Annotated in this window: 16 protein-coding genes and 2 pseudogenes; all 18 read right to left on the bottom strand. The window is 32.4% G+C overall.

Features of this window, described 5'->3' with window-relative positions:
* Positions 1 to 14: 14 nt before the first annotated feature.
* Positions 15 to 1,520 (bottom strand): SLBB domain-containing protein, encoded by a 1,506-nt coding sequence (locus tag IPK06_16095; protein ID MBK7981491.1) that lies wholly within the window; start codon positions 1,518 to 1,520, stop codon positions 15 to 17.
* Positions 1,462 to 2,483: pseudogene (gene rfbB / locus IPK06_16090) on the bottom strand (dTDP-glucose 4,6-dehydratase). The gene IPK06_16095 and the pseudogene rfbB overlap by 59 nt, the downstream one beginning before the upstream one ends.
* A 4-nt stretch (positions 2,484 to 2,487) precedes the next feature.
* The gene (locus tag IPK06_16085) at positions 2,488 to 3,213 is read right to left on the bottom strand and encodes a hypothetical protein (protein ID MBK7981490.1); all 726 of its coding nucleotides are present in this window, start codon (positions 3,211 to 3,213) and stop codon (positions 2,488 to 2,490) included.
* A 196-nt stretch (positions 3,214 to 3,409) separates the two neighbouring features.
* A complete protein-coding gene (gene ftsZ / locus IPK06_16080; protein MBK7981489.1) occupies positions 3,410 to 4,636 on the bottom strand; it encodes a cell division protein FtsZ in 1,227 nt (408 codons plus the stop codon).
* Between the two features lie 23 nt (positions 4,637 to 4,659).
* Complete coding sequence (ftsA, locus tag IPK06_16075) at positions 4,660 to 5,904, bottom strand: cell division protein FtsA (GenBank protein MBK7981488.1); 1,245 nt, start codon at positions 5,902 to 5,904, stop codon at positions 4,660 to 4,662.
* Positions 5,901 to 6,332, bottom strand: a complete 432-nt coding sequence (locus IPK06_16070) for a cell division protein FtsQ (GenBank protein ID MBK7981487.1) — start codon at positions 6,330 to 6,332, stop codon at positions 5,901 to 5,903. Before IPK06_16070 ends, ftsA begins: the two co-directional genes overlap by 4 nt.
* Positions 6,329 to 6,673: an FtsQ-type POTRA domain-containing protein gene (locus tag IPK06_16065; protein MBK7981486.1), complete on the bottom strand. Its 345-nt coding sequence runs from the start codon at positions 6,671 to 6,673 to the stop codon at positions 6,329 to 6,331. The genes IPK06_16070 and IPK06_16065 overlap by 4 nt, the downstream gene beginning before the upstream one ends.
* Positions 6,657 to 8,050 (bottom strand): annotated as a pseudogene (locus IPK06_16060) (UDP-N-acetylmuramate--L-alanine ligase). The gene IPK06_16065 and the pseudogene IPK06_16060 overlap by 17 nt, the downstream one beginning before the upstream one ends.
* A gap of 3 nt (positions 8,051 to 8,053) precedes the next feature.
* Positions 8,054 to 9,166 carry an undecaprenyldiphospho-muramoylpentapeptide beta-N-acetylglucosaminyltransferase gene (gene murG / locus IPK06_16055; protein MBK7981485.1) on the bottom strand — a complete coding sequence of 371 codons (1,113 nt, stop codon included), beginning with the start codon at positions 9,164 to 9,166 and terminating at the stop codon, positions 8,054 to 8,056.
* On the bottom strand, positions 9,166 to 10,242 hold the full coding sequence (locus IPK06_16050; protein MBK7981484.1) for an FtsW/RodA/SpoVE family cell cycle protein: 1,077 nt from the start codon (positions 10,240 to 10,242) through the stop codon (positions 9,166 to 9,168). The genes murG and IPK06_16050 overlap by 1 nt, the downstream gene beginning before the upstream one ends.
* 6 nt (positions 10,243 to 10,248) lie before the next feature.
* On the bottom strand, positions 10,249 to 11,595 hold the full coding sequence (locus IPK06_16045; GenBank protein MBK7981483.1) for a UDP-N-acetylmuramoyl-L-alanine--D-glutamate ligase: 1,347 nt from the start codon (positions 11,593 to 11,595) through the stop codon (positions 10,249 to 10,251).
* Positions 11,595 to 12,704 (bottom strand): phospho-N-acetylmuramoyl-pentapeptide-transferase, encoded by a 1,110-nt coding sequence (locus tag IPK06_16040; GenBank protein ID MBK7981482.1) that lies wholly within the window; start codon positions 12,702 to 12,704, stop codon positions 11,595 to 11,597. Before IPK06_16040 ends, IPK06_16045 begins: the two co-directional genes overlap by 1 nt.
* Positions 12,704 to 14,080, bottom strand: coding sequence for a UDP-N-acetylmuramoyl-tripeptide--D-alanyl-D-alanine ligase (locus IPK06_16035; GenBank protein ID MBK7981481.1), 1,377 nt, complete (start codon positions 14,078 to 14,080; stop codon positions 12,704 to 12,706). Before IPK06_16035 ends, IPK06_16040 begins: the two co-directional genes overlap by 1 nt.
* A gap of 1 nt (position 14,081) precedes the next feature.
* Positions 14,082 to 15,545 carry a UDP-N-acetylmuramoyl-L-alanyl-D-glutamate--2,6-diaminopimelate ligase gene (locus IPK06_16030; protein ID MBK7981480.1) on the bottom strand — a complete coding sequence of 488 codons (1,464 nt, stop codon included), beginning with the start codon at positions 15,543 to 15,545 and terminating at the stop codon, positions 14,082 to 14,084.
* Complete coding sequence (locus IPK06_16025; protein MBK7981479.1) at positions 15,546 to 17,552, bottom strand: PASTA domain-containing protein; 2,007 nt, start codon at positions 17,550 to 17,552, stop codon at positions 15,546 to 15,548. It lies immediately after the preceding gene.
* A complete protein-coding gene (locus IPK06_16020) occupies positions 17,545 to 17,748 on the bottom strand; it encodes a hypothetical protein (GenBank protein MBK7981478.1) in 204 nt (67 codons plus the stop codon). Before IPK06_16020 ends, IPK06_16025 begins: the two co-directional genes overlap by 8 nt.
* A 119-nt stretch (positions 17,749 to 17,867) precedes the next feature.
* Positions 17,868 to 18,788, bottom strand: coding sequence for a 16S rRNA (cytosine(1402)-N(4))-methyltransferase RsmH (gene rsmH / locus IPK06_16015; GenBank protein MBK7981477.1), 921 nt, complete (start codon positions 18,786 to 18,788; stop codon positions 17,868 to 17,870).
* A 3-nt stretch (positions 18,789 to 18,791) separates the two neighbouring features.
* Entirely contained in the window at positions 18,792 to 19,232 is a 441-nt protein-coding gene (gene mraZ / locus IPK06_16010; GenBank protein MBK7981476.1) for a division/cell wall cluster transcriptional repressor MraZ, read from the bottom strand.
* Between the last annotated feature and the right edge of the window lie 195 nt (positions 19,233 to 19,427).

Below are 19,427 nucleotides of genomic sequence, written 5' to 3'. Positions count from 1 at the left end.
AAAATTTATGATAATTATTTAAAGGCAAGATAAATTGTAGCTAATCCACCAAAAATTCCTGCAACTGCCCCAATTCTACCTAAATAGTACCAAAATTCTTCAGTAGGCCTTTCTTTTTTAATATAAATATAATCACCAGCTTCTATATTGAATGTATGGTCGTCATCTACCTTTAACCAATCACAAGATTTTCCTTTTATTAAGTAAACTTCATCATCGCCGTAAGCAATGTCAGTATATCCACCTGCATTGTTGATATAGTCAAATACATTATATTCTTTTATAAATTCATAATAACCAGTCTTTTTAACTCCACCCCAAACAAATACTTCATTGGTTTCTTTTGGCACAATAATTATGTCTCCATCATTTAGAATAAATTTACTCGTAAATGAGTTATCATCCTTTAATTCTTCAAAATTCAGTTGATAGTTTTTTTCAAGCATCCTTAATTTATTATCAATATTAAAATATAGAGTATCCCTTATTTGCAAGTTTGCATTTCTCAAAATTTCTAATTCATCTAATTTTTGCAATTGTAAAAGTTTAAGCTTAAGATCAATTATAGTGTTTGGATTTTCAAAAGTCTGCATAACAGATTGTTTCCTCAATGTCGAATAAGAATCATTTTCTCTCATTAATTCTGAGAATTTTAATGAAGCTTGAGAAGTAAAACCGCCTGCTTTTTTTATCGCTACTTTAATTGTAGTAGAATCTTTAGAAATTGAAATATATCCAGGATTATTAACTTCTCCAACTATTAAAACTTTATAATCTCTTCGATAGGTATTGTCAGAAATTACTCTGATTCTATCACCTGCCATAAGGTTAAACTCTTCATTTTCATTAACCACAATAATATTTTCTTTATTACCGTCAAAATTTAATCTGGATATTTCAATTCGTTCTATTTTAGGATATGCTTTGTTAATTCCCTGTGCAAATAAAAGCGCATCGCTTAATTTATCACCTTGAACAAATTGGAATTTACATTCTTTGTTAACCGCACCGGATATATCAATAAAGTTTTTATCCAAATCCGGAGTGGGGAATATAAGTACATCATCATTTTTTAAATAAGGATTATTGATAAAATCTCCGGTAGCTCTAAATTTCTGTAAGTCTATCTTAACCGTTTCTCCGGAAAATCTCTTTAACATTATATTTCTTTTTGCAATGCCATCGATATTAGTTTTAATAAGTGTAAGAATCTTTTCATCCTGCGTAACCTTAAACAGTTCGGCTTTATATTGTTCTAAAATTCTTGTAATTAATTGATCAACTCTTTCTGTTCGAGATGCCGGATAAGTTCCACTCATGGGAAAACTTCCGCCTATGGTAACATTTATTAAATTCAGAGCTTCCAAACTACTAGAACTCATATCTGAATTGGATAATGATTGCGCTTGGAAATTAGAAACAAAAAAAGGTAATAATCCAAATAATATTATTAAAAATAATTTATTTCGCATTTTTTTTGTATCCATATTGTTGCTGGTAGTAGTCTTTGTAACTTCCATTAATAATTTTTCCCACCAATTTTTATTTTGTAAGTACCAATCTATTGTATTTTCTATCGCATTTTCAAAGTCAAATTTTGGTGACCATCCCAAGTCTTCGCGTATTTTGTTGAATCAATTGCATATCTTCTGTCGTGACCAAGTCTGTCTTTTACGTACTCAATTAGACTTTCATCTTTACCTAACTTATTCAATATCAACTTTATTATATCAATATTTTTCATTTCTCTGCTGGCGCCAATATTATAAACTTCGCCTACTTTACCGTTTTCTAAAACTAATGTTATAGCCTTGTTATGATCAATAACGTAAATCCAATCTCTTACATTTAGTCCATCGCCGTAAACAGGAAGTTTTTGTCGTTGAGTGCATTTATGATCATTAGCGGAATTAATTTTTCTGGGAATTGGAATTGTCCATAGTTGTTGGAACACCTCGTAATTACAACCGGCAATCCGTATGTGTGATAAAATGAAATAGCCATCATGTCAGCCGATGCTTTGCTGGAAGAATAAGGACTATTTGGAGAAAGCGGAGTGTTTTCTGTAAATAAACCGGTGTCACCCAAACTTCCATATACTTCATCAGTGGAAACCTGAAGAAATTTTTCAACGTTATATCTTTTAGCAGCTTCCAATAAAACGTTTGTGCCAATAACGTTTGTAGTAAAGAATATTTCTGAACCAAGTATGCTTCTATCTACGTGGGATTCCGCGGCAAAATTTACCACATAATCAAATTTATATTTTTGAAATAAATAATCTATAAGCTCTTTATTGGTAATGTCACCTTTAACAAATGTGTAATTTTTATGGTTTTCTATATTTTCAGGTTTTCAAGATTTCCGGCATAAGTAAGCTTATCAATATTTACAATTTGAAGGTCATCTCTTTCTTGAAGAAGAGAATTTAAATAATTGCTGCCTATAAATCCGGCACCGCCGGTAATTAATATTTTTTTCATAATTTTAGAATGCAAATAGTCCTATAAAAATACCAGTTTGTATTAAAAATCCGCTTCCGTTCAATCCTGATGGAGCATCATTTAATTTTTTTCCGTTTGAAAATGACCAATCATTTCCAAAAGTAAATTGATATCCAACTCCGCCTCGAAAGGCTAAAAATCTTGTTATTGGAAAATCAAGATTTAAAGTCGGTGAAATTAAAAAAAATGAGTTTGATAAGTTATAATTTTTATCGATATCATTAGTATTATTAATCACATTTTCCCAAATATTTTGCCAGCTGTAAGATCCGGAATTTTTATAGATATTTATATCAATTCCGCCGCCGCCCAACATTATTCCAGCCGAAAGCGCCATATTTTTTACAAATGGAAAAGTATATTCTATTGTTAAAGCACCGCCGCCTAGAGAATATACCAATTCGTTATCAAAACCATTTAATTTATTTTTTTCCGATTGAAATCCGCTAAATCCAATTCCGCCTAATCTAAGATTATCAATTATCATAACATAAACATAACCGCTTCCGCCCCATCCAAATAACGGACCGCTTAATTTGTTCATCCCAAGTTTACCGGCTTTAACATTAACGGCATTGTAATTGGGAAAAAGGATAATTGGCGAAAATCCTCCCGCGCCTCCAAATTTTGCAACCCAGCCAACTTGTGACTCAGTTTGAGCAAAAATTGTTGACATAATAAAAAAATAAATGAATAGATATTTTTTCATACTTACACTTTTTAGAGTATCAAATTTAATGAATTTACCGTTATTATAAAATTAAATATGATTCAAAATAAAAGGCTGTGATGATTTCCGTGGGTAACTGACGAATTACCAACAACAAGGATGAAATCGATTACAGCCTTTATAAAAACGAAAAATTTACTAATCCATCATCATTCTTAAAAATGACGAACCGCCTCTATTTTTCTTTTCTTCTTTTTCCTTCAACTTGAACACCATCAAATGCATCCAATTGATCAATTTTAAAACCGCTTCTTGGTATTAAATTTTCTTCTGAAAGAATTTTATTTGTGCCCTTCACCCTGAATATTGTTGGTGTATCTAATTCTTCAGCACCATTTGGAACTTCAAAATTCTCAACTGTATATCCAGCGAACTTTTTATCTTTATCTTCTATCTGTTCTTTTTTCTCTGTAACAATCTTGCTTTCTTTTTTATTGCTGTTTCCAAATCCGGTCGCAATAACAGTATAAGAAACACTGTCATTCATTTCTTCTTTACTCACCCATCCAAATATTACATTGGCTTCTTCTCCTGCCGCCTCATAAATAACTTTGTTGCCTTCGTCTATTTCCTGCATAGTCAAATCATCAGAACCGGTTACGTTCAATAAAATATTTTTTGCGCCTTTAATACTTATACCATCCAATAGAGGTGAAGATATTGCTTTTTGAGCTGCTTCAATTGCCCTATTTTCTCCGCTTGCAGTTCCGGCTCCCATTAAAGCTTCTCCGCTTGCATTCATTACAGATCTTACGTCGGCAAAATCAACATTAATAATTCCCGGAATTGTTATTATATCTGCTATTCCTCTCGTTGCTTCATATAATACTTCATTTGGTTTTTCAAAAGCTGTTCTTGCGGAAACCGTTTTATCTAGTATGCTTAACAATCTGTCATTTGGTATTACAATTAAACTGTCAACACTTCTTCTTAAGTCATGAATTCCTTCATCTGCATTTAACATTCTCCTCTTACCTTCCCATTTAAAAGGCTTAGTTACAATTCCAATTACTAACGCACCTAAACTTTTTGCAATTGCAGCAACTACAGGCGCTCCGCCGGTTCCAGTTCCTCCGCCCATTCCGGCAGTAACAAAAACCATGTCGCTTCCTTCAAGTACTTTTGTAATTTTTTCTCTATCTTCTTCAATTGCTTTACGACCAACATTGGGATCTGCCCCTGCACCTAATCCTCTTGTTATTGTGTTGCCAATTTGAATTTTGTGATTTGCACTGCTCATTCTTAATACTTGAGCATCGGTATTAACAGCAACGTATTCTACACCTTTCAAACCTCGCTGCATCATACTTTCAATTGCGTTACAGCCTCCGCCTCCAACTCCAACAACTTTAAGCTTTGCTGATAACATGTCTTCTCTGTCAAGCGTTACAAAACTTGGCATGATTCCTCCTTGTTGATTTATAATTATAATTCGTCAAAAAATTCTTGTACTTTCTTAAAAAACTTTGAAATTCCTAAATCTTTAACCATAACTTTATTCTTAACGTTAAACATTGCCTGTGAGCTTGTTGTACCGGGCATTCCTCTAATCAATCCGGCAACTGTAGCAAATTCCGGACTTTCAATTTCATTTGAAAGACCAGCGCCTAAATCCAACGGAACACCGATTCTTGTCGGAAGTCCAAATACTGATTCTGCTAATTCTGTTACACCGCTCAGTAAAGACCCGCCGCCAGTTAACACTATTCCGGCTTTGATTTTATTTTTAAATCCTGCTTGCCTAAGTTCATTATCTATCAATGTAAAAAGTTCTTTCATTCTTACATGAATAATTTGCGTTAACAAAGAAATTGGAATTTTAATATTTCCTCTTGCTCCAACACCTTTTATATAAATATCTTCATCTTTAATGATTGCTTCTTCCAAGGCATAGCCGTGTTCTTTCTTAAGCTTTTCTGCTTCTTCGGTTACAATTCCAAGTGATTCTCTTATGTCATTAGTAACTTGATTACCCGCAACACCAATTACTTTTGTAAACTTTATACTTTTTTCATGAAACACAGCAATGTCGGTTGTTCCGCCGCCTATATCAATTAACGCAACGCCTAAATCTTTTTCATTTTCTTCAAGTACCGAAACACTGGAAGCTATTGGTTGAAGGATGTAATCTTGTACAGTGTAACCGGCACGTTCAACTGATTTTTTAATATTCTGCATAGCTGGAATTGAAGCTAACACAACGTGATTCAAAGCCTCTAATCTGCTTCCGCACATTCCTATTGGATTTTCAATTCCACCTTGATGATCAATATAAAATTCTTCAGGAATAATATGCAAGATTTGCCTATCCGCGGGAATTCTTATTGTTTTTACATCGGCTTTCAATCTATCAATATCTGCTTGAGTAATTTCTTTATCAGGATTGTTTATAGTAACATAATTTCTATGACGAAGACTTGTAATATGTTCTCCGGCAACACCTACATTTAAGGATCTTACGTCAATATCAGCTCTATTTGACGCGATTGTCATTGCCTGTTTTATTGCTTCGGCGGTTTTTGCAATGTTGGCAACCAAACCTCTGTTTAATCCGTCAGACGGAGCAACACCGAAGCCAAGTATATCAATTTTATTTTCCTGCTGTTCTGCAATTACAGCTCCTACTTTTGTAGTTCCTAAATCCAATCCAGCAATAATATTTTTTTTCATATTTTTTCCTCTAAAGAAACTAACTTATCCTTAAAACCCAGGTAGACCAAATCAGTAAATCTTAGGTCAAGATAATTCACATAATTTGATAAGCCATTATTTTTTATGTGCTTTAGTATCTTTGATAAATAAATTGTTTTTTCAACTTCTGAATCGCTGCCCATGTAAATTGGAAATTCTTGATCAGAAATTGTAACTGTAATATCTTTACCATTATTCAAATTAATTTCAGAAATCCTTTTACTTAAATTTTCATCGTAAATTTCTGAAGTTGAAATAATTTTCAGTGCGTTTTTTAAATTTTGATATTTACCGGCAAACGAAAAGACATTAATTTCGTCTGCATTTTTAACATTAACAATTACCGGCAAATCAATATTTTTTGTTGATGAATAAAATGGAATAATTTCGCCGCTGCCTGTTATCAGAAATTGTTTTTATCAGTTAAGATCAAAGCCTCAAAAGTTTTCTCAATAATTTTTATTCTTATTGTACCTCTTTCCGCAAGCCACACATCTGCGTTATTTACATAAGGATGTTTTTCAATTCTATCTTGAATTACGGTAATATTTATATTTGGGTCCTTTTCAAAGTTAGAAAGATTTGCAATTTCCATATAATCTTTGGACGATAAATAATTTGCACCCTCAATTTCAATTTTATTAATTGAATTTAAATTGGAGTTTTTCAATGAAAATGAGAGCAATCCAAATATTGCAATCAGAAGAACAAACAATATTGAATGTTTAATTTTATTTATTGTTTTCATCTTTATTTTTCAATTTATATTCATCGACAAATTTTTCGCCATATTTCCAAATATCACCTGCCCCAAGTGTTATAACTATATCATCTTTCTTAACAATGTTCAAAAGTAAATTTGGTATATTATTCTTATCGGCTTCGTAAATAACATTTTTATGTCCAAAATCTTTTGCCGCGTCGGCAATTAATTTACCGCTGATTCCTTCAATCGGTTTTTCTCTGGCAGGATAAACATCCGTACAAATAAAGACATCAGAATTTAAAAACGATCTGCCGAACTCTGCGTAAAAATCTCTTGTCCTTGAATAAAGATGCGGCTGAAAAACAGCAACAATTCTCTTCTTCCAGCCAGTTCTTATTCCTAATAAAGTGGCGGTGGTTTCGGTTGGATGATGACCATAATCATCAAAACCAAAATATCATTTTCATATTTCTTTTCGAATCTTCTATAAACGCCTGAAAATGAACTTAATGCTTTTTGAATTTTCTCAAAATCAATTCCAAGCTCTTTAGCAATTGTTACTGCAACGAGAGAATTTTTTACATAGTGCAATCCGGGCATATTCAGATTTATTTTACCTAATTCCTCGCCCTTATAAATAATTGTATAACTGCTTTTGTTCTTATCGAATGTAATATCAACGGCTCTAACATCGGCTTGAGGCGAAACGCCGTAAGTGATAATTGTTTTATTTATATGAGGAATAATATCCTGAAGCGCTGGCTCATCCAAACATAGAACAACAAAACCGTAAAACGGAACTTTGTTTGCAAATTGAATAAACGCAGTTTTAATATCATCTAAATCTTTATATGTATCAAGATGTTCTTTTTCTAATGTTGTAATTGCAGCTATGCTTGGAGTCAGCTGTAAAAATGTTCTGTCAAATTCATCGGCTTCAACAACAATATATTCTCCGTTTCCAAGTCTGGCATTTGTTCCGCCAAGACTGCTCAATTTTCCCCCTACAATAATGGTAGGGTCAATTCCGCCTTCTGTTAATACCAATCCAACCATTGAAGTTGTACTGGTTTTTCCATGAGTTCCGGCAATGCCTATGCCGTTCTTCATCCTCATTGTTTCCGCAAGCATTTCCGCTCGTTTAATTGTCGGTATCTTCCTTTCAATAGCTTCTTTTACTTCCGGATTTTCCTGATTAACCGCTGATGAATAAACAACCAGGTCAATATCTTTTATATTTTCTTTTGAATGTCCTTTGAATATTTCTACTCCTAATGACTGCAATCTTTCTGTAATATCTGTTAACGACAAATCCGAACCGGAAACTTTAAAACCCTGACTTAATAAGATTTCCGCTAAACCGCTCATTCCTATTCCGCCAATACCTACAAAGTGAATTTTTTTAATAATATTTTTCAGCATTTAATTTCTCGTACTTTTAAAATTTTTGTCAGCCATTTTAATAATTTCAGCGGCTATTGTTTTAGCTGCGTCGGGTTTGGAAAACTTTTTTATATTTTCACTCAAATCATTTAGCATTTTTTCATCGGCAATGGATTTTATTATCAAACTTCCCAATCTAAGATTCAATTCGGAATCTTCAATCAATAAAGCTGCTTTATTTTCGGCAAGTGATTGCGCATTAAGATACTGATGGTTAGCCGCAACATTTTTTGAAGGAACAAATAAAACGGGCAATCCTAAAAATGCCGCTTCAGCAATTGTTGTTGCTCCGGCTCGCGCTACAAGCAGATCACACGCCGAGTAAGCTTTATCCATTTCGGATATAAATGGAAATATCTTTACATATTCACTTTGTAATTTTTTATATTGATTAAAATATTTATCACCTGTTTGCCAAATAACTTGAATATTTGATCTTTTCAATAAATCTAAATTTTCTTCCACAGCAAAGTTCATTGATGATGCACCAAGGCTTCCGCCTAAAACGAGTAATGTTTTTTTTGTTTCCTCAAGATTAAAATATTTTAAAGATTCCATTTTGTCGGCTAATTTCATAGTTGTTCTAATCGGATTTCCGGTAACATAAAGTTTTGATTTATTGTTAAAATATTTTTTTGAATCTTCAAAACTTAAATGTATTTGATCAGCTTTTTTTTCCAGCATTCTGTTTGTTACGCCCGGAAAACTGTTTTGTTCAAGTAGTACAACTTTGGCACCGAATAATTTAGCAGTAGTAATAACGGGACCAGAAACATAAGCTCCGGCGCCAATTGCAACACTTGGCTTAAATTTTAAATTGATAAAAAAAGATTGAATCGATCCGACAATTAATTTTATCGGGAATAAAATATTTTTCAGCGTAAGTTTTCGGCTGAATCCGCTTATCCAAATTGATTTAAATTTATAGTTCAATTGAGGAATAACTCGAGCTTCAATTTTATCTTTTGTGCCAACAAATAATATATTTGATTGCGGCTGCAACAACTTAATTTGTTCAGCAACGGCAACTGCCGGATAAAGATGTCCGCCTGTTCCGCCTGCTGCAAATATAAAATTTAACTGTTTAGCCATCATGTCCTAGCTCTTCTCATTTCTCTGTGTTTGCCGGATATCATTGCAATATTTATTAGAATCCCCAATGAAATTGAAAATATAATTATAGATGTACCGCCAAAACTTATAAATGGCAATGTTATACCGGTGGTCGGAAGTAGTCCAAGTCCAACACCAACGTGTATAAATGCACTCATCACTATTGTAAATGAAATTCCAAATGCCAGCAATTGACCAAATTCATCTTTTGCTTTTTTTGCAATTAATAATCCAACAAAAAATATTGCCATATACGCAAATAAAATTGCAAGAGCACCTAAAAAACCAAGTTCTTCGCCAACAACTGAAAAAACAAAATCGTTATGCGGCTCCGGTAAAAATAAATCGCTTTGTCTGCTTTGACCTATACCTAACCCAAAAAATCCGCCGCTGCCTAAAGCAATTTTTGATTGAAGCACTTGCAAATTTATACTGCCGCCTTCGGTTATGCTTTTAACAAAACCTAAAATTCTTGCTCTAGAATGTGGCAGTGCCATCGCTCCTAAAGCGCCAATTGCTCCAACTGAACCAATTATTCCGCTTAAGTGAGAGATTCGTGCACCACCGACAAATAATAAAATAAATGATGTTGAAACCACTATAATTGTTGTACTAACATTCGGCTGAATAAAAATTAAAAGACTTACAACACCAATCCACAGCAGCATATAAAGTAAACCATTATTAAAATCTTTTATCATTTCACCTTTCTTTTCAATTAGCACTGCAAGGTGAATCAATAAAAATATCTTTGCAAATTCAGAAGGCTGAAAACTCATAAAACCTAAATTCATCCATCGTGAAGCGCCTTTTACGGCAGGCGAGAATAATGTATAAATTAGCGCAAGAATAATTCCCATTAGCATATACTTGCTAATTTCCTTGTAATATTTATAAGGAATTACCGCGAATAAAACAAATGCCGCACTGGCAAAAATAACCTTGCTTATGTGCGATATAAAGAATGAATAACCTCTAGCGGAAAAGATTATTATTGTTCCAAGTATTATGAGAAATATTACAATTCCAATTAAAGTTCTAGCTAAATTTTTCATTTTCTCTTATCTGTTATTTACTATTGATTTAAATTGAGTTCCACGATCTTCATAATTTTTAAACATATCAAAACTTGCACATGCCGGTGAAAGAAGAACAATATCACCAACTGCGGCATCAGCTAAACCATGTTCTACGGCCGCTGCTAAAGAATCTACAATTCCTACCGGTTTAATATTTTTAAAGAACTCATAAACCTTTTGAGCAGAAGATCCTATTGCATAAATTTTCTTTACTCTTTTCTTTACTTCTTCTTTTATATCGTTGTAATTATTTCCTTTGTCTTTACCGCCTAGAATAAGATATATCGGTTCATCAAAACTTCTCAGCGCATACCAAACAGAATCAACATTTGTCGCTTTTGAATCATTAATGAATTTAATACCATTTATTTCTCTTACAAATTCCAATCTATGCTCAACACCTTTAAATGATCCTAAAGCCTCTACTAATTTTTCTTTATCAATTCCAATAAGCATTGCGGTTGAAATCACAGCCATGGAATTCATTAAATTGTGTTCTCCCTTAAGTGACAAATCTTCAATTGTACATACATCTTCTTCAAAACCATCATTGGCAAAAACAATCCAATCATCATCAAGATAACAGCCGTTGCTAATACTTTTATCTAATGAAAAAGCAAACAAATTCACTTTGTTTGAAACATATCCTATCGGAATATTTTCATCATCTCCATTATAAATAAAGTTATGTTTTTCATTTTGATTTTTGATTATTCTCATTTTTGATTTAATATATAAATCAAATCTATTTTCATATCTGTCTAAATGATCAGGCGTAATATTCAGCATTACAGCATAATCCGGCGCAAATTTGTCAATAAAGTCAAGCTGAAAACTTGAGACTTCGAGAACAACGTATTCGTCTTTTTTAACTTGAGTAACAATTTCGGAAAACGGAATACCAATGTTGCCTGCGGCATAAGCAGTAACATCTGAGCAATTTAAAACATGCGTGCAAAGACTTGTTGTTGTCGTTTTTCCATTTGTTCCGGTTATTGCAATTATTTTACCTTCACAGAACCAATATGCAAATTCAATTTCGCTGATTATTTTAATATCATTTTCTTTTGCTTTAACTAATACTTCAGAATCAGATGGAACACCCGGGCTTGTTATTATAAAATCACAATCATAAATTTTCTCTGAATGACCGCCCAGTTCAAAATTTATTTTCAACTCATTAAGAATTTCAACGTTATTTCTAATTTCCGGATTATCATTCATATCGCTGACAAATGGAATTGCTCCTTTGATTTTAGCAAGTTTTGCAGCACTTAATCCGCTTCTTACTGCACCTAGAATACTTATTTTTTTATCTTTAATTTCCATTAACGTATCTTGAATGAAGCCAAACTAATTATTACTAATATGATAGTTACTATATAAAACCTAATTACGATTTTCGGTTCAGCCCAACCCATTAATTCATAATGATGGTGAATGGGCGCCATTTTAAAAACACGCTTACCCTCACCGGTTCTTTTTTTTGTATACTTGAAATAAAGCCTTTGAATAATTACCGATATTGTTTCAAGGAAAAATACGCCGCCCAAAATGGGGATTAATAATTCTTTCTTAATTAATATTGCAATTATGCCGAAAGCTCCGCCAAGCGCTAATGATCCGGTATCACCCATGAAAACTTGTGCAGGATAAAAATTAAACCACAAAAAGCCTAAACCTGCGCCTATAAATGCGGCAATAAAAACTGTAAGTTCTCCTGAACCCGGTAAATAAATCACGTTAAGATAATCCGCGTAAATTTTATTTCCGGAAACGTAACTTAGAATTGCCACCGCCAACATTACAATTATCATTGAGCCGATTGCCAATCCATCTAATCCATCCGTTAAATTAACGGCGTTTGAAGTAGCTGTTATAATGAAAATTACCATCGGTATATAGAAATATGAAAAATCAAAATTCAAATTTTTCATAAACGGCAAGGTTGTTTGTGTATTGTATTCACTAAATTCCGGCAGGAAATAAATTGAACATCCTACAACAATTCCAATTAAAATTTGACCTAACAATTTATATCGCGCAATCAAACCTTTTGATTTCTTCATTACAACTTTCATATAATCATCAATAAATCCAACTACACCTAACCATAAAGTCCCGACTAATACTAAAATTATATAAATGCTGTTTATATCTGCCCATAACAAAACAGGAACAACAACAGAAAAAATGATAATTACACCGCCCATAGTCGGCGTGCCTGCTTTCAGCTTGTGAGTTTGAGGTCCCAATTCTCTTATTGTTTCGCCAATCTGTTTTATTCTCAGATAGTTGATTATTTTTGGGCCTACGTAAAACGCTAAAAATAATCCGGTTATGGCAGCCAATGCAGATCTAAATGATAAGAATTTGAAAATGCCGAATCCGGGAGGGGCATAAAGTTCGTTCAAATAATTAAAAAGGTGATATAACATCAGGCATTTTTCCTTTTAATTGTTTCAACAAATTCTTCCATTTTCATACCGCGCGAACCTTTAACTAAAATCACGGAATCTTTTAAGTCCAATGACTCAAGATATGAATGAAGTTTATTTCTATTGTTAAAATGAATTCCCTTAATCGCACCTAATTTTTTTGAATTATTAAGAACTTTTGTGTTTTTACCAATTGACAACAATAAATTTATCTTCGTTTTCTTAATATTTGCAGCGAGTTCAGAATGTATATTTTCGGTCTCGTCCCCAAGCTCGAACATATCACCAAGTAAAAGAATCTTGTTTTTTCTCTTTCCAAAAGTTCTTAAAACATCCAAAGCGTTTTTTACACTTTCGGGATTCGCATTATATGTATCATCAATAATAGTAAATTGATTGAAGTCAAATTCACATAATCTGCCTTTTACGGGCTTCAGTGTTTTTATTGAATTAATTATTTCAGCTTTACTTAAACCTAATTTTAATGCTACCGCTATTGCTGTAATTATATTTTGAATATTGGCTTTTCCCAATAAAGGAATTACAATATTGAAATTTTTATTTAAACCGTTAATATTTATTTTATACTTAGAATCATTTGAAATGCTCACGATTTCATAACTTAAATCTAGATTTTTACGCGAACCATATGTAATTGAATTCTTTCTAACCTTAATTTGGTTCTTTAAGAATTTATCATCAGCGTTTATAAAAACATTTCCGTTTGATTTCACATAATCAAAAAGTTTTGTTTTTTCTTCGTAAACTTTTTCAGCTGATATCAAATACTGCAGATGAGATGAACCAATGTTGGTTATTAGCCCATAATCAGGCTGCGCGATTTTTGCAGTAAATTCAATTTCGCCAAAGTGATTTGTACCATGCTCAAGCACCATTATTTCCGAGTTATTTGGTGCGGTTAATATTGTAAGCGGAACGCCAATATTATTATTATTATTTGAAACTGTTTTATGAACTTTATATTTAGCCGAAAGTAAATGAGCAATCATTTCTTTTGTTGTTGTTTTTCCGTTGCTGCCTGTAATTGAAATGACCTTACCGGAAAATTTATTTCTGATGATATTTGCCAATTCACCATAAGCTTTAATTGTATTACTGACTGAGATTATCGGCAAATCGACAAAATCCAATGATGATAATTTATTTTTGTTAACTAATATTGCTGAGGCGCCTTTTTTAATGGCTTCTTGAATATAATTGTGACCGTCAAAATTTTTGCCTTTAATAGCGACAAATAAAGAATTCTTTTTGATTGTTCGTGTATCGGTTGAGACTGAATTAACTGTTCTATATAAATCCGGATTATAGATTACAGCTGAATTAAGATTAAATATGTCTATTAAGGTTAATTTCATATTATAAATATTTTTCAGCGGTTTCTTTATCGGAGAAATAATTTCTTACTCCGCTGATCTCCTGATAATTTTCGTGTCCTTTCCCGGCAATAAGTATTACAGCATTTTCTTCACTTTCGTTAATTGCTGATTTTATTGCTGTTTCTCTATCTTCAATTACTTTAAAATTTTTCGTATTAATATTTGAGGTAATATCTTTAATAATATCGTACGGATCTTCCGAACGCGGATTATCTGAAGTTATAAAGACAAATTTGCTGTTTTCAACGGCAATTTTCCCCATAATTGGTCTTTTTGTTTTGTCTCTATCTCCGCCGCAGCCGAAAACAGTATAAATTGGTCTATCATTTTTAACAATATGATGTATTGCTTCAAGCGCTTGCTGCAAACTATCCGCAGTATGAGAATAGTCAACTATCACTTTTTTATTTTTTGAAGAAATGACTTCAAATCTGCCCGGAACTTGAATTGTAGAGTAAATTCCATCAATTGATTTTTCTATCGGCACATTTGAATATAATGCTGCTCCTATTGCGGCAACTGCGTTATAGGCATTAAACTTTCCAATCAATTTGGTTATTACTGAGTAATTTTTATTCCGAAATGTTAAATCGAATTTTGTACCATCAAGATCATATTCCAGTTCATTAATTTTTAAGTCGGAAGTTAAGTTCAATGAGTATGAGACTTTTTCCGCTTCTGATTCAGACAGCAATATTCCGCTGTTTTCATCGTCTTTATTATAAATAATGAACGCGTCTTTTTTTAATGATGTAAAAAATTTCTTTTTTGCGTTTAGATAATTTTCAAAAGTTTTATGATAATCTAAATGATCTGAAGTAATGTTTGTAAACACGCCAATATTAAAATCAAGATTTGAAACTCTTTCCATTTCAACCGCGTGAGAAGAGACTTCCATAACGCAATTGACACAATCTTCATTGACCATATTGGACATTAATTCATTTAAAACATGTGATTCCGGCGTTGTATATTTTGTTGGAATATCTTTATCGCCAATCATATTTTTGTTCGTTCCGATTAAACCTGTTTTTTGTCCCGAACTTTCTAAAATATTCTTTAAATAATATGATGTTGTCGTTTTGCCTTTGGTCCCTGTTATTCCAATAAGGTTCAATTTTGATGAAGGATCATCAAACAAAGTTTTTGAGAACTGCGATAATGCGGTTCTTGAATTATTTACAAGAATTTTAACAATATTATTGCTCGCCAATAATCTGTCGATATTTGAATTTTCTTCATCTACAACAATTGCAGAAACACCATTACTGACAGCCTGTTGAATATACTTATGTCCGTCCGTTTTCAATCCTTTTAACGCAATAAACACCGAACCTTTAGCGGTTGTTCTGGAATCAATTGAAATTTTATTTATATCAATTTCATTTGAGTTACCAATTACCTGAATGACCGGAAGATTATTTAAAATCTTACTTAATAACATTTAGTCATTCCCCGCGTTTGAAGTTGAACCCGTCAATTTACATTCGGTCTTTGATGAAATCCTACTTCCTGGCTTTACGGTTTGACTTACAATTCTACCATAACCTTCAATTGAATATTTTATATTCAATCCGCTCAGAATAGATACCGCTTCTCTGATAGTCTTATTTGTTAAATTGGGCATCACAGATTTATTAATTTTTGTATCAATTTTTTTCTCAGTTTTTACATTGGAAACATTTGCAAATGAAATTTGTTCATCTCTTTCATCCGAAATATTTACTTCTGCCATTAAATTCTGCATTAGTTCATTTCGTTCAATTTTATTTTTATTCCTTGGAATTGAGAAATCAGTTTCAAGTATTTTAGTTGTTATATTCTTGAAAATCGGCGCTGCTGCTTGTCCGCCGTATCTTCCTACTTGCGGAGCATCGAGTAGAATAAAACATATCACTTTAGGATTTTCAACCGGGAAAAATCCGATAAAAGATGAATTATATTCCCAACTTGAATATCTTCCATTAACTAGTTTTTGCGCCGTTCCGGTCTTTCCGCCAACATAAATATTATCTTGTCTCGCATTTGATCCTGTTCCTTTTTCAACTACGCCAAGCATAATATCTTTCATTTTCTGAGACGTTTCTTCACTTATAACATTTCTAATTTTATTCGGTTCAAACTCTTCGTCTACGGAACCATTTGGTGATATTATTTTTTTAAGAATATACGGCTGATATAAATTTCCTCCATTTATAATTGCGGAATATGCCATAACCATTTGAATCGGTGTAACAGAAATTTCGTATCCGTGAGCCATAAATGCTTTGCTAATTTTTGAGAATTGATTGGGCTTCTTTAAATTTCCTCTTGTTTCTCCAAGCATATCTATGGACGTTAAATTTCCAAAACCGAAGTCACGCAATCCTTTATAGAAATCGTTGTTATCAATTTTTTCACTTAATTTAACCATTCCAATATTACTTGATTGTTCGAGAACACCTCTAACAGTTAGCGAAGAAAATTCATGAGTATCGCTTATCAAGGCTCCTCTTATTTTATATCTTCCATTTTCTGTATTAATCAGATCATTTTCGTTTACAATATTATCATTAAGCAGAATTGACAATACTACTGATTTCATTGTAGAGCCAGGCTCGTATGTATCCGTTAAAGCCCTATTTCTTCTTGCAAAGTCATCAAATTTATTATATTCATTCGGATCATAATCCGGAACATTCGCCATTGCAAGAATTTCTCCGGTTTGCGGATTTGCAATTATTCCAATTCCCGATTTAGCATTATAGAGTTTAACACCTTCTGTAAGTTCGGTAACTAAAATTTTCTGGTACACTTTATCTATTGTTAGCATAAATGAATAGCCGGGAACTGGCGCAACTGATTCATCGTAATTTATGGAAACAGTATGTCCTATTGCATCATTTTCAATATGAAGTTCACCATCCTCGCCTTTAAGCCTTTGGTTAAATAACTTTTCAAGTCCGGCAAGTCCCTCAGATTGTTTATCGACATATCCCAAAATATGCGAGGTTATATTTTTATACGGATATACTCTTGTATAATCTTCAACCTTAAAAAAACCATCAACAATAAAATTATTTAACAACAGTGATTTGTCTTTTGGAATTTTTCTTTCAAGACAAATATTTCCTTTACTGCCGCTAATCATTTTGAGATATTTATTTTCATCTGTATTGAAAATTTTAGCTAATTCTTTTGCAACTTTAAGTTTGTTCTTTGGTCTTTTATTCAGCATTCTTGCGTCGGCAAATAAAGAAACGTCGTCTTTTGTATAAGCCATAATTTCTTTATTTCTATCGAAAATAATTCCGCGTTCAGCTTTAACTGTATGAATACTGTTTTGCTGCTGATCGGCTTTTGCTTTATAAGCAGTATGCTGCCCGACTTGAACATAAAACAGTTTTACAACCAATCCAATAAATGCGATTAGTACAAAAAATGATATTATCAATGCCCGCGTGTTATTCATACTTTTTATTTACAAAATTTTTAATGTTTTCAATTTGGCTTTTACTTACTGAAATTGTGCTTAAATTACTAATTCTGACTAATGCAAACTTATCTTTTGCTTTTTGCACTACTTCGTCTTCCGAGGTTAATCTCTGTAATTCAACTTTTTTTATTTCTAATTTATTTTCTTTTTCGCGCAATTCTTCTAATTTCAAATTTTTTAGGGCGTTAAGATTTTTTATATCTTTTATCACAAACATATTAATAAAAAGAAGCGGTGCTATTGTGAATAGAACCACCGTAACATATCGAAAAAATTTACTTTTCTGCTTTGTTATATTTTCTGTGCTACTCTTAATTTTGCGCTCCTTGATCTTGAATTACTTTTTAATTCACTTTCACCCGCGGTTAATGGTTTTTTGGTAATTATTTCCAGTCTTTTTTTCTTTCCGCAAACACAAACCGGAACTTCAGGTGGACAAATGCAGCTTAAAGCTTCGTACTTAAAAAAATCTTTAACAATTCTATCTTCCAAAGAATGATAAGACAGAATTACAATCCTTCCTTCATTATTCAAAAGTTCGACCGATTTTTCTAAAAATAATTTAAGTTCTTCAAGTTCATTATTAACGTAAATTCTTAATGCTTGAAAAACTCTTGATAAAGTTTTATTTAAATGACGTTCCGGTAAAACCTTTTTAATAATTTCTTTCAATTGTGTCGTTGATTTAAGATAATTCAGTTTACGTTCTTCAATAATCGTTTTTGCAATTTTTCTTGAATTCTTTTCTTCACCATATTTATAAATAACATCGGCAATTTCTTTTGCTTCCGCTGAATTGATAAATTTATGTGCAGGTTCACCTTTCGATTTATCCATTCGCAAATCAAGAATTGCTTCTTCTCTATATGTAAATCCGGAATCCGCATTATCAAATTGAAAAGAAGAAACACCTAGATCCGCAAAAATACCGTCGTAACCGTCAATTCCTTCCAGAAGTGTTATGTTTCTAATTTCCGAAAAGCTTGAATTATAAATTGAAATTCTTTTATCGTTTTCAAACAATTTTTCGCAGTATTTTATTGCATCAATATCCTTATCCGTTGCAATAATTTTTGCGTTATTGTTTAGATGTTTAAGAAAATTTGAAGAATGTCCGCCAAAACCAATTGTTCCGTCAAAGTATGTGCCCGAGTTATTTTTAGTAAGGAGTTCCGTTGTTTCATTCAACATAACCGGCACATGATACAACATACGTCAAGCACCCATAACTTTTTTGGCAACTTCTTCAAAGGATAGCTCGCTGGACTTCAAATATTCTTCGTAGATTTTTGGATTCCAAATTTCAATTCTCTTTATGGCACCAAGTATAAGAACGTCTTTATCAATTTGAGCATAGTCAATTAAATTTTTCGGAATTAGCAATCTTGCTTGAGTATCTAACTTATCTTCAGCTGCTTCTTGTAAAAACATTCTTAAGAAACGCGCATCGTTGGGTTCAAAGTTGTTTAGATTTTTCAACTTTTCATTAACAAGATCTTCCCAAAGATTCATTGGATAGATTTCGATACATTGTACTGTTCCACGAGTCATTACAAACGAATCGTTAGCTTTAGGATCAAGGAATTTTCTCATTTTTGCAGGGATGCTAACCCTTCCTTTTGAGTCAATTGAATATTTAAAACTTCCTAAAAACATTTCCTTATCCTATTAATTGGGAATATTAAACACTTTTACCCACTACGTGAAAAATAATGCTTTTATAGTTCAAAAGTCAAGTTTTTTTTACCACTTTATTATATTTTAATATAAGGTAGGTTTACTAGATTTGAAGTTTCAAAAGTAAGTTTAACGTTTTATAATTTTGAGAAAGATTTTAAATTTTCGGATTGG

Source organism: Ignavibacteriota bacterium, assembly GCA_016713565.1.
Classification (GTDB): Bacteria; Bacteroidota; Ignavibacteria; order Ignavibacteriales; family Melioribacteraceae.
This window is presented reverse-complemented; position numbering and strand designations above follow the sequence as displayed.

Bases quoted from the DNA above. Each gene is read 5' to 3' on its own strand.
- IPK06_16095 (MBK7981491.1), bottom strand. From the start codon at position 1,520: ATGGAAGTTACAAAGACTACTACCAGCAACAATATGGATACAAAAAAA.
- IPK06_16085 (MBK7981490.1), bottom strand. From the start codon at position 3,213: ATGAAAAAATATCTATTCATTTATTTTTTTATTATGTCAACAATTTTT.
- ftsZ (MBK7981489.1), bottom strand. From the start codon at position 4,636: ATGCCAAGTTTTGTAACGCTTGACAGAGAAGACATGTTATCAGCAAAG.
- ftsA (MBK7981488.1), bottom strand. From the start codon at position 5,904: ATGAAAAAAAATATTATTGCTGGATTGGATTTAGGAACTACAAAAGTA.
- IPK06_16065 (MBK7981486.1), bottom strand. From the start codon at position 6,673: ATGAAAACAATAAATAAAATTAAACATTCAATATTGTTTGTTCTTCTG.
- murG (MBK7981485.1), bottom strand. From the start codon at position 9,166: ATGGCTAAACAGTTAAATTTTATATTTGCAGCAGGCGGAACAGGCGGA.
- IPK06_16050 (MBK7981484.1), bottom strand. From the start codon at position 10,242: ATGAAAAATTTAGCTAGAACTTTAATTGGAATTGTAATATTTCTCATA.
- IPK06_16045 (MBK7981483.1), bottom strand. From the start codon at position 11,595: ATGGAAATTAAAGATAAAAAAATAAGTATTCTAGGTGCAGTAAGAAGC.
- IPK06_16040 (MBK7981482.1), bottom strand. From the start codon at position 12,704: ATGTTATATCACCTTTTTAATTATTTGAACGAACTTTATGCCCCTCCC.
- IPK06_16035 (MBK7981481.1), bottom strand. From the start codon at position 14,080: ATGAAATTAACCTTAATAGACATATTTAATCTTAATTCAGCTGTAATC.
- IPK06_16030 (MBK7981480.1), bottom strand. From the start codon at position 15,545: ATGTTATTAAGTAAGATTTTAAATAATCTTCCGGTCATTCAGGTAATT.
- IPK06_16025 (MBK7981479.1), bottom strand. From the start codon at position 17,552: ATGAATAACACGCGGGCATTGATAATATCATTTTTTGTACTAATCGCA.
- rsmH (MBK7981477.1), bottom strand. From the start codon at position 18,788: ATGTTGTATCATGTGCCGGTTATGTTGAATGAAACAACGGAACTCCTT.
- mraZ (MBK7981476.1), bottom strand. From the start codon at position 19,232: ATGTTTTTAGGAAGTTTTAAATATTCAATTGACTCAAAAGGAAGGGTT.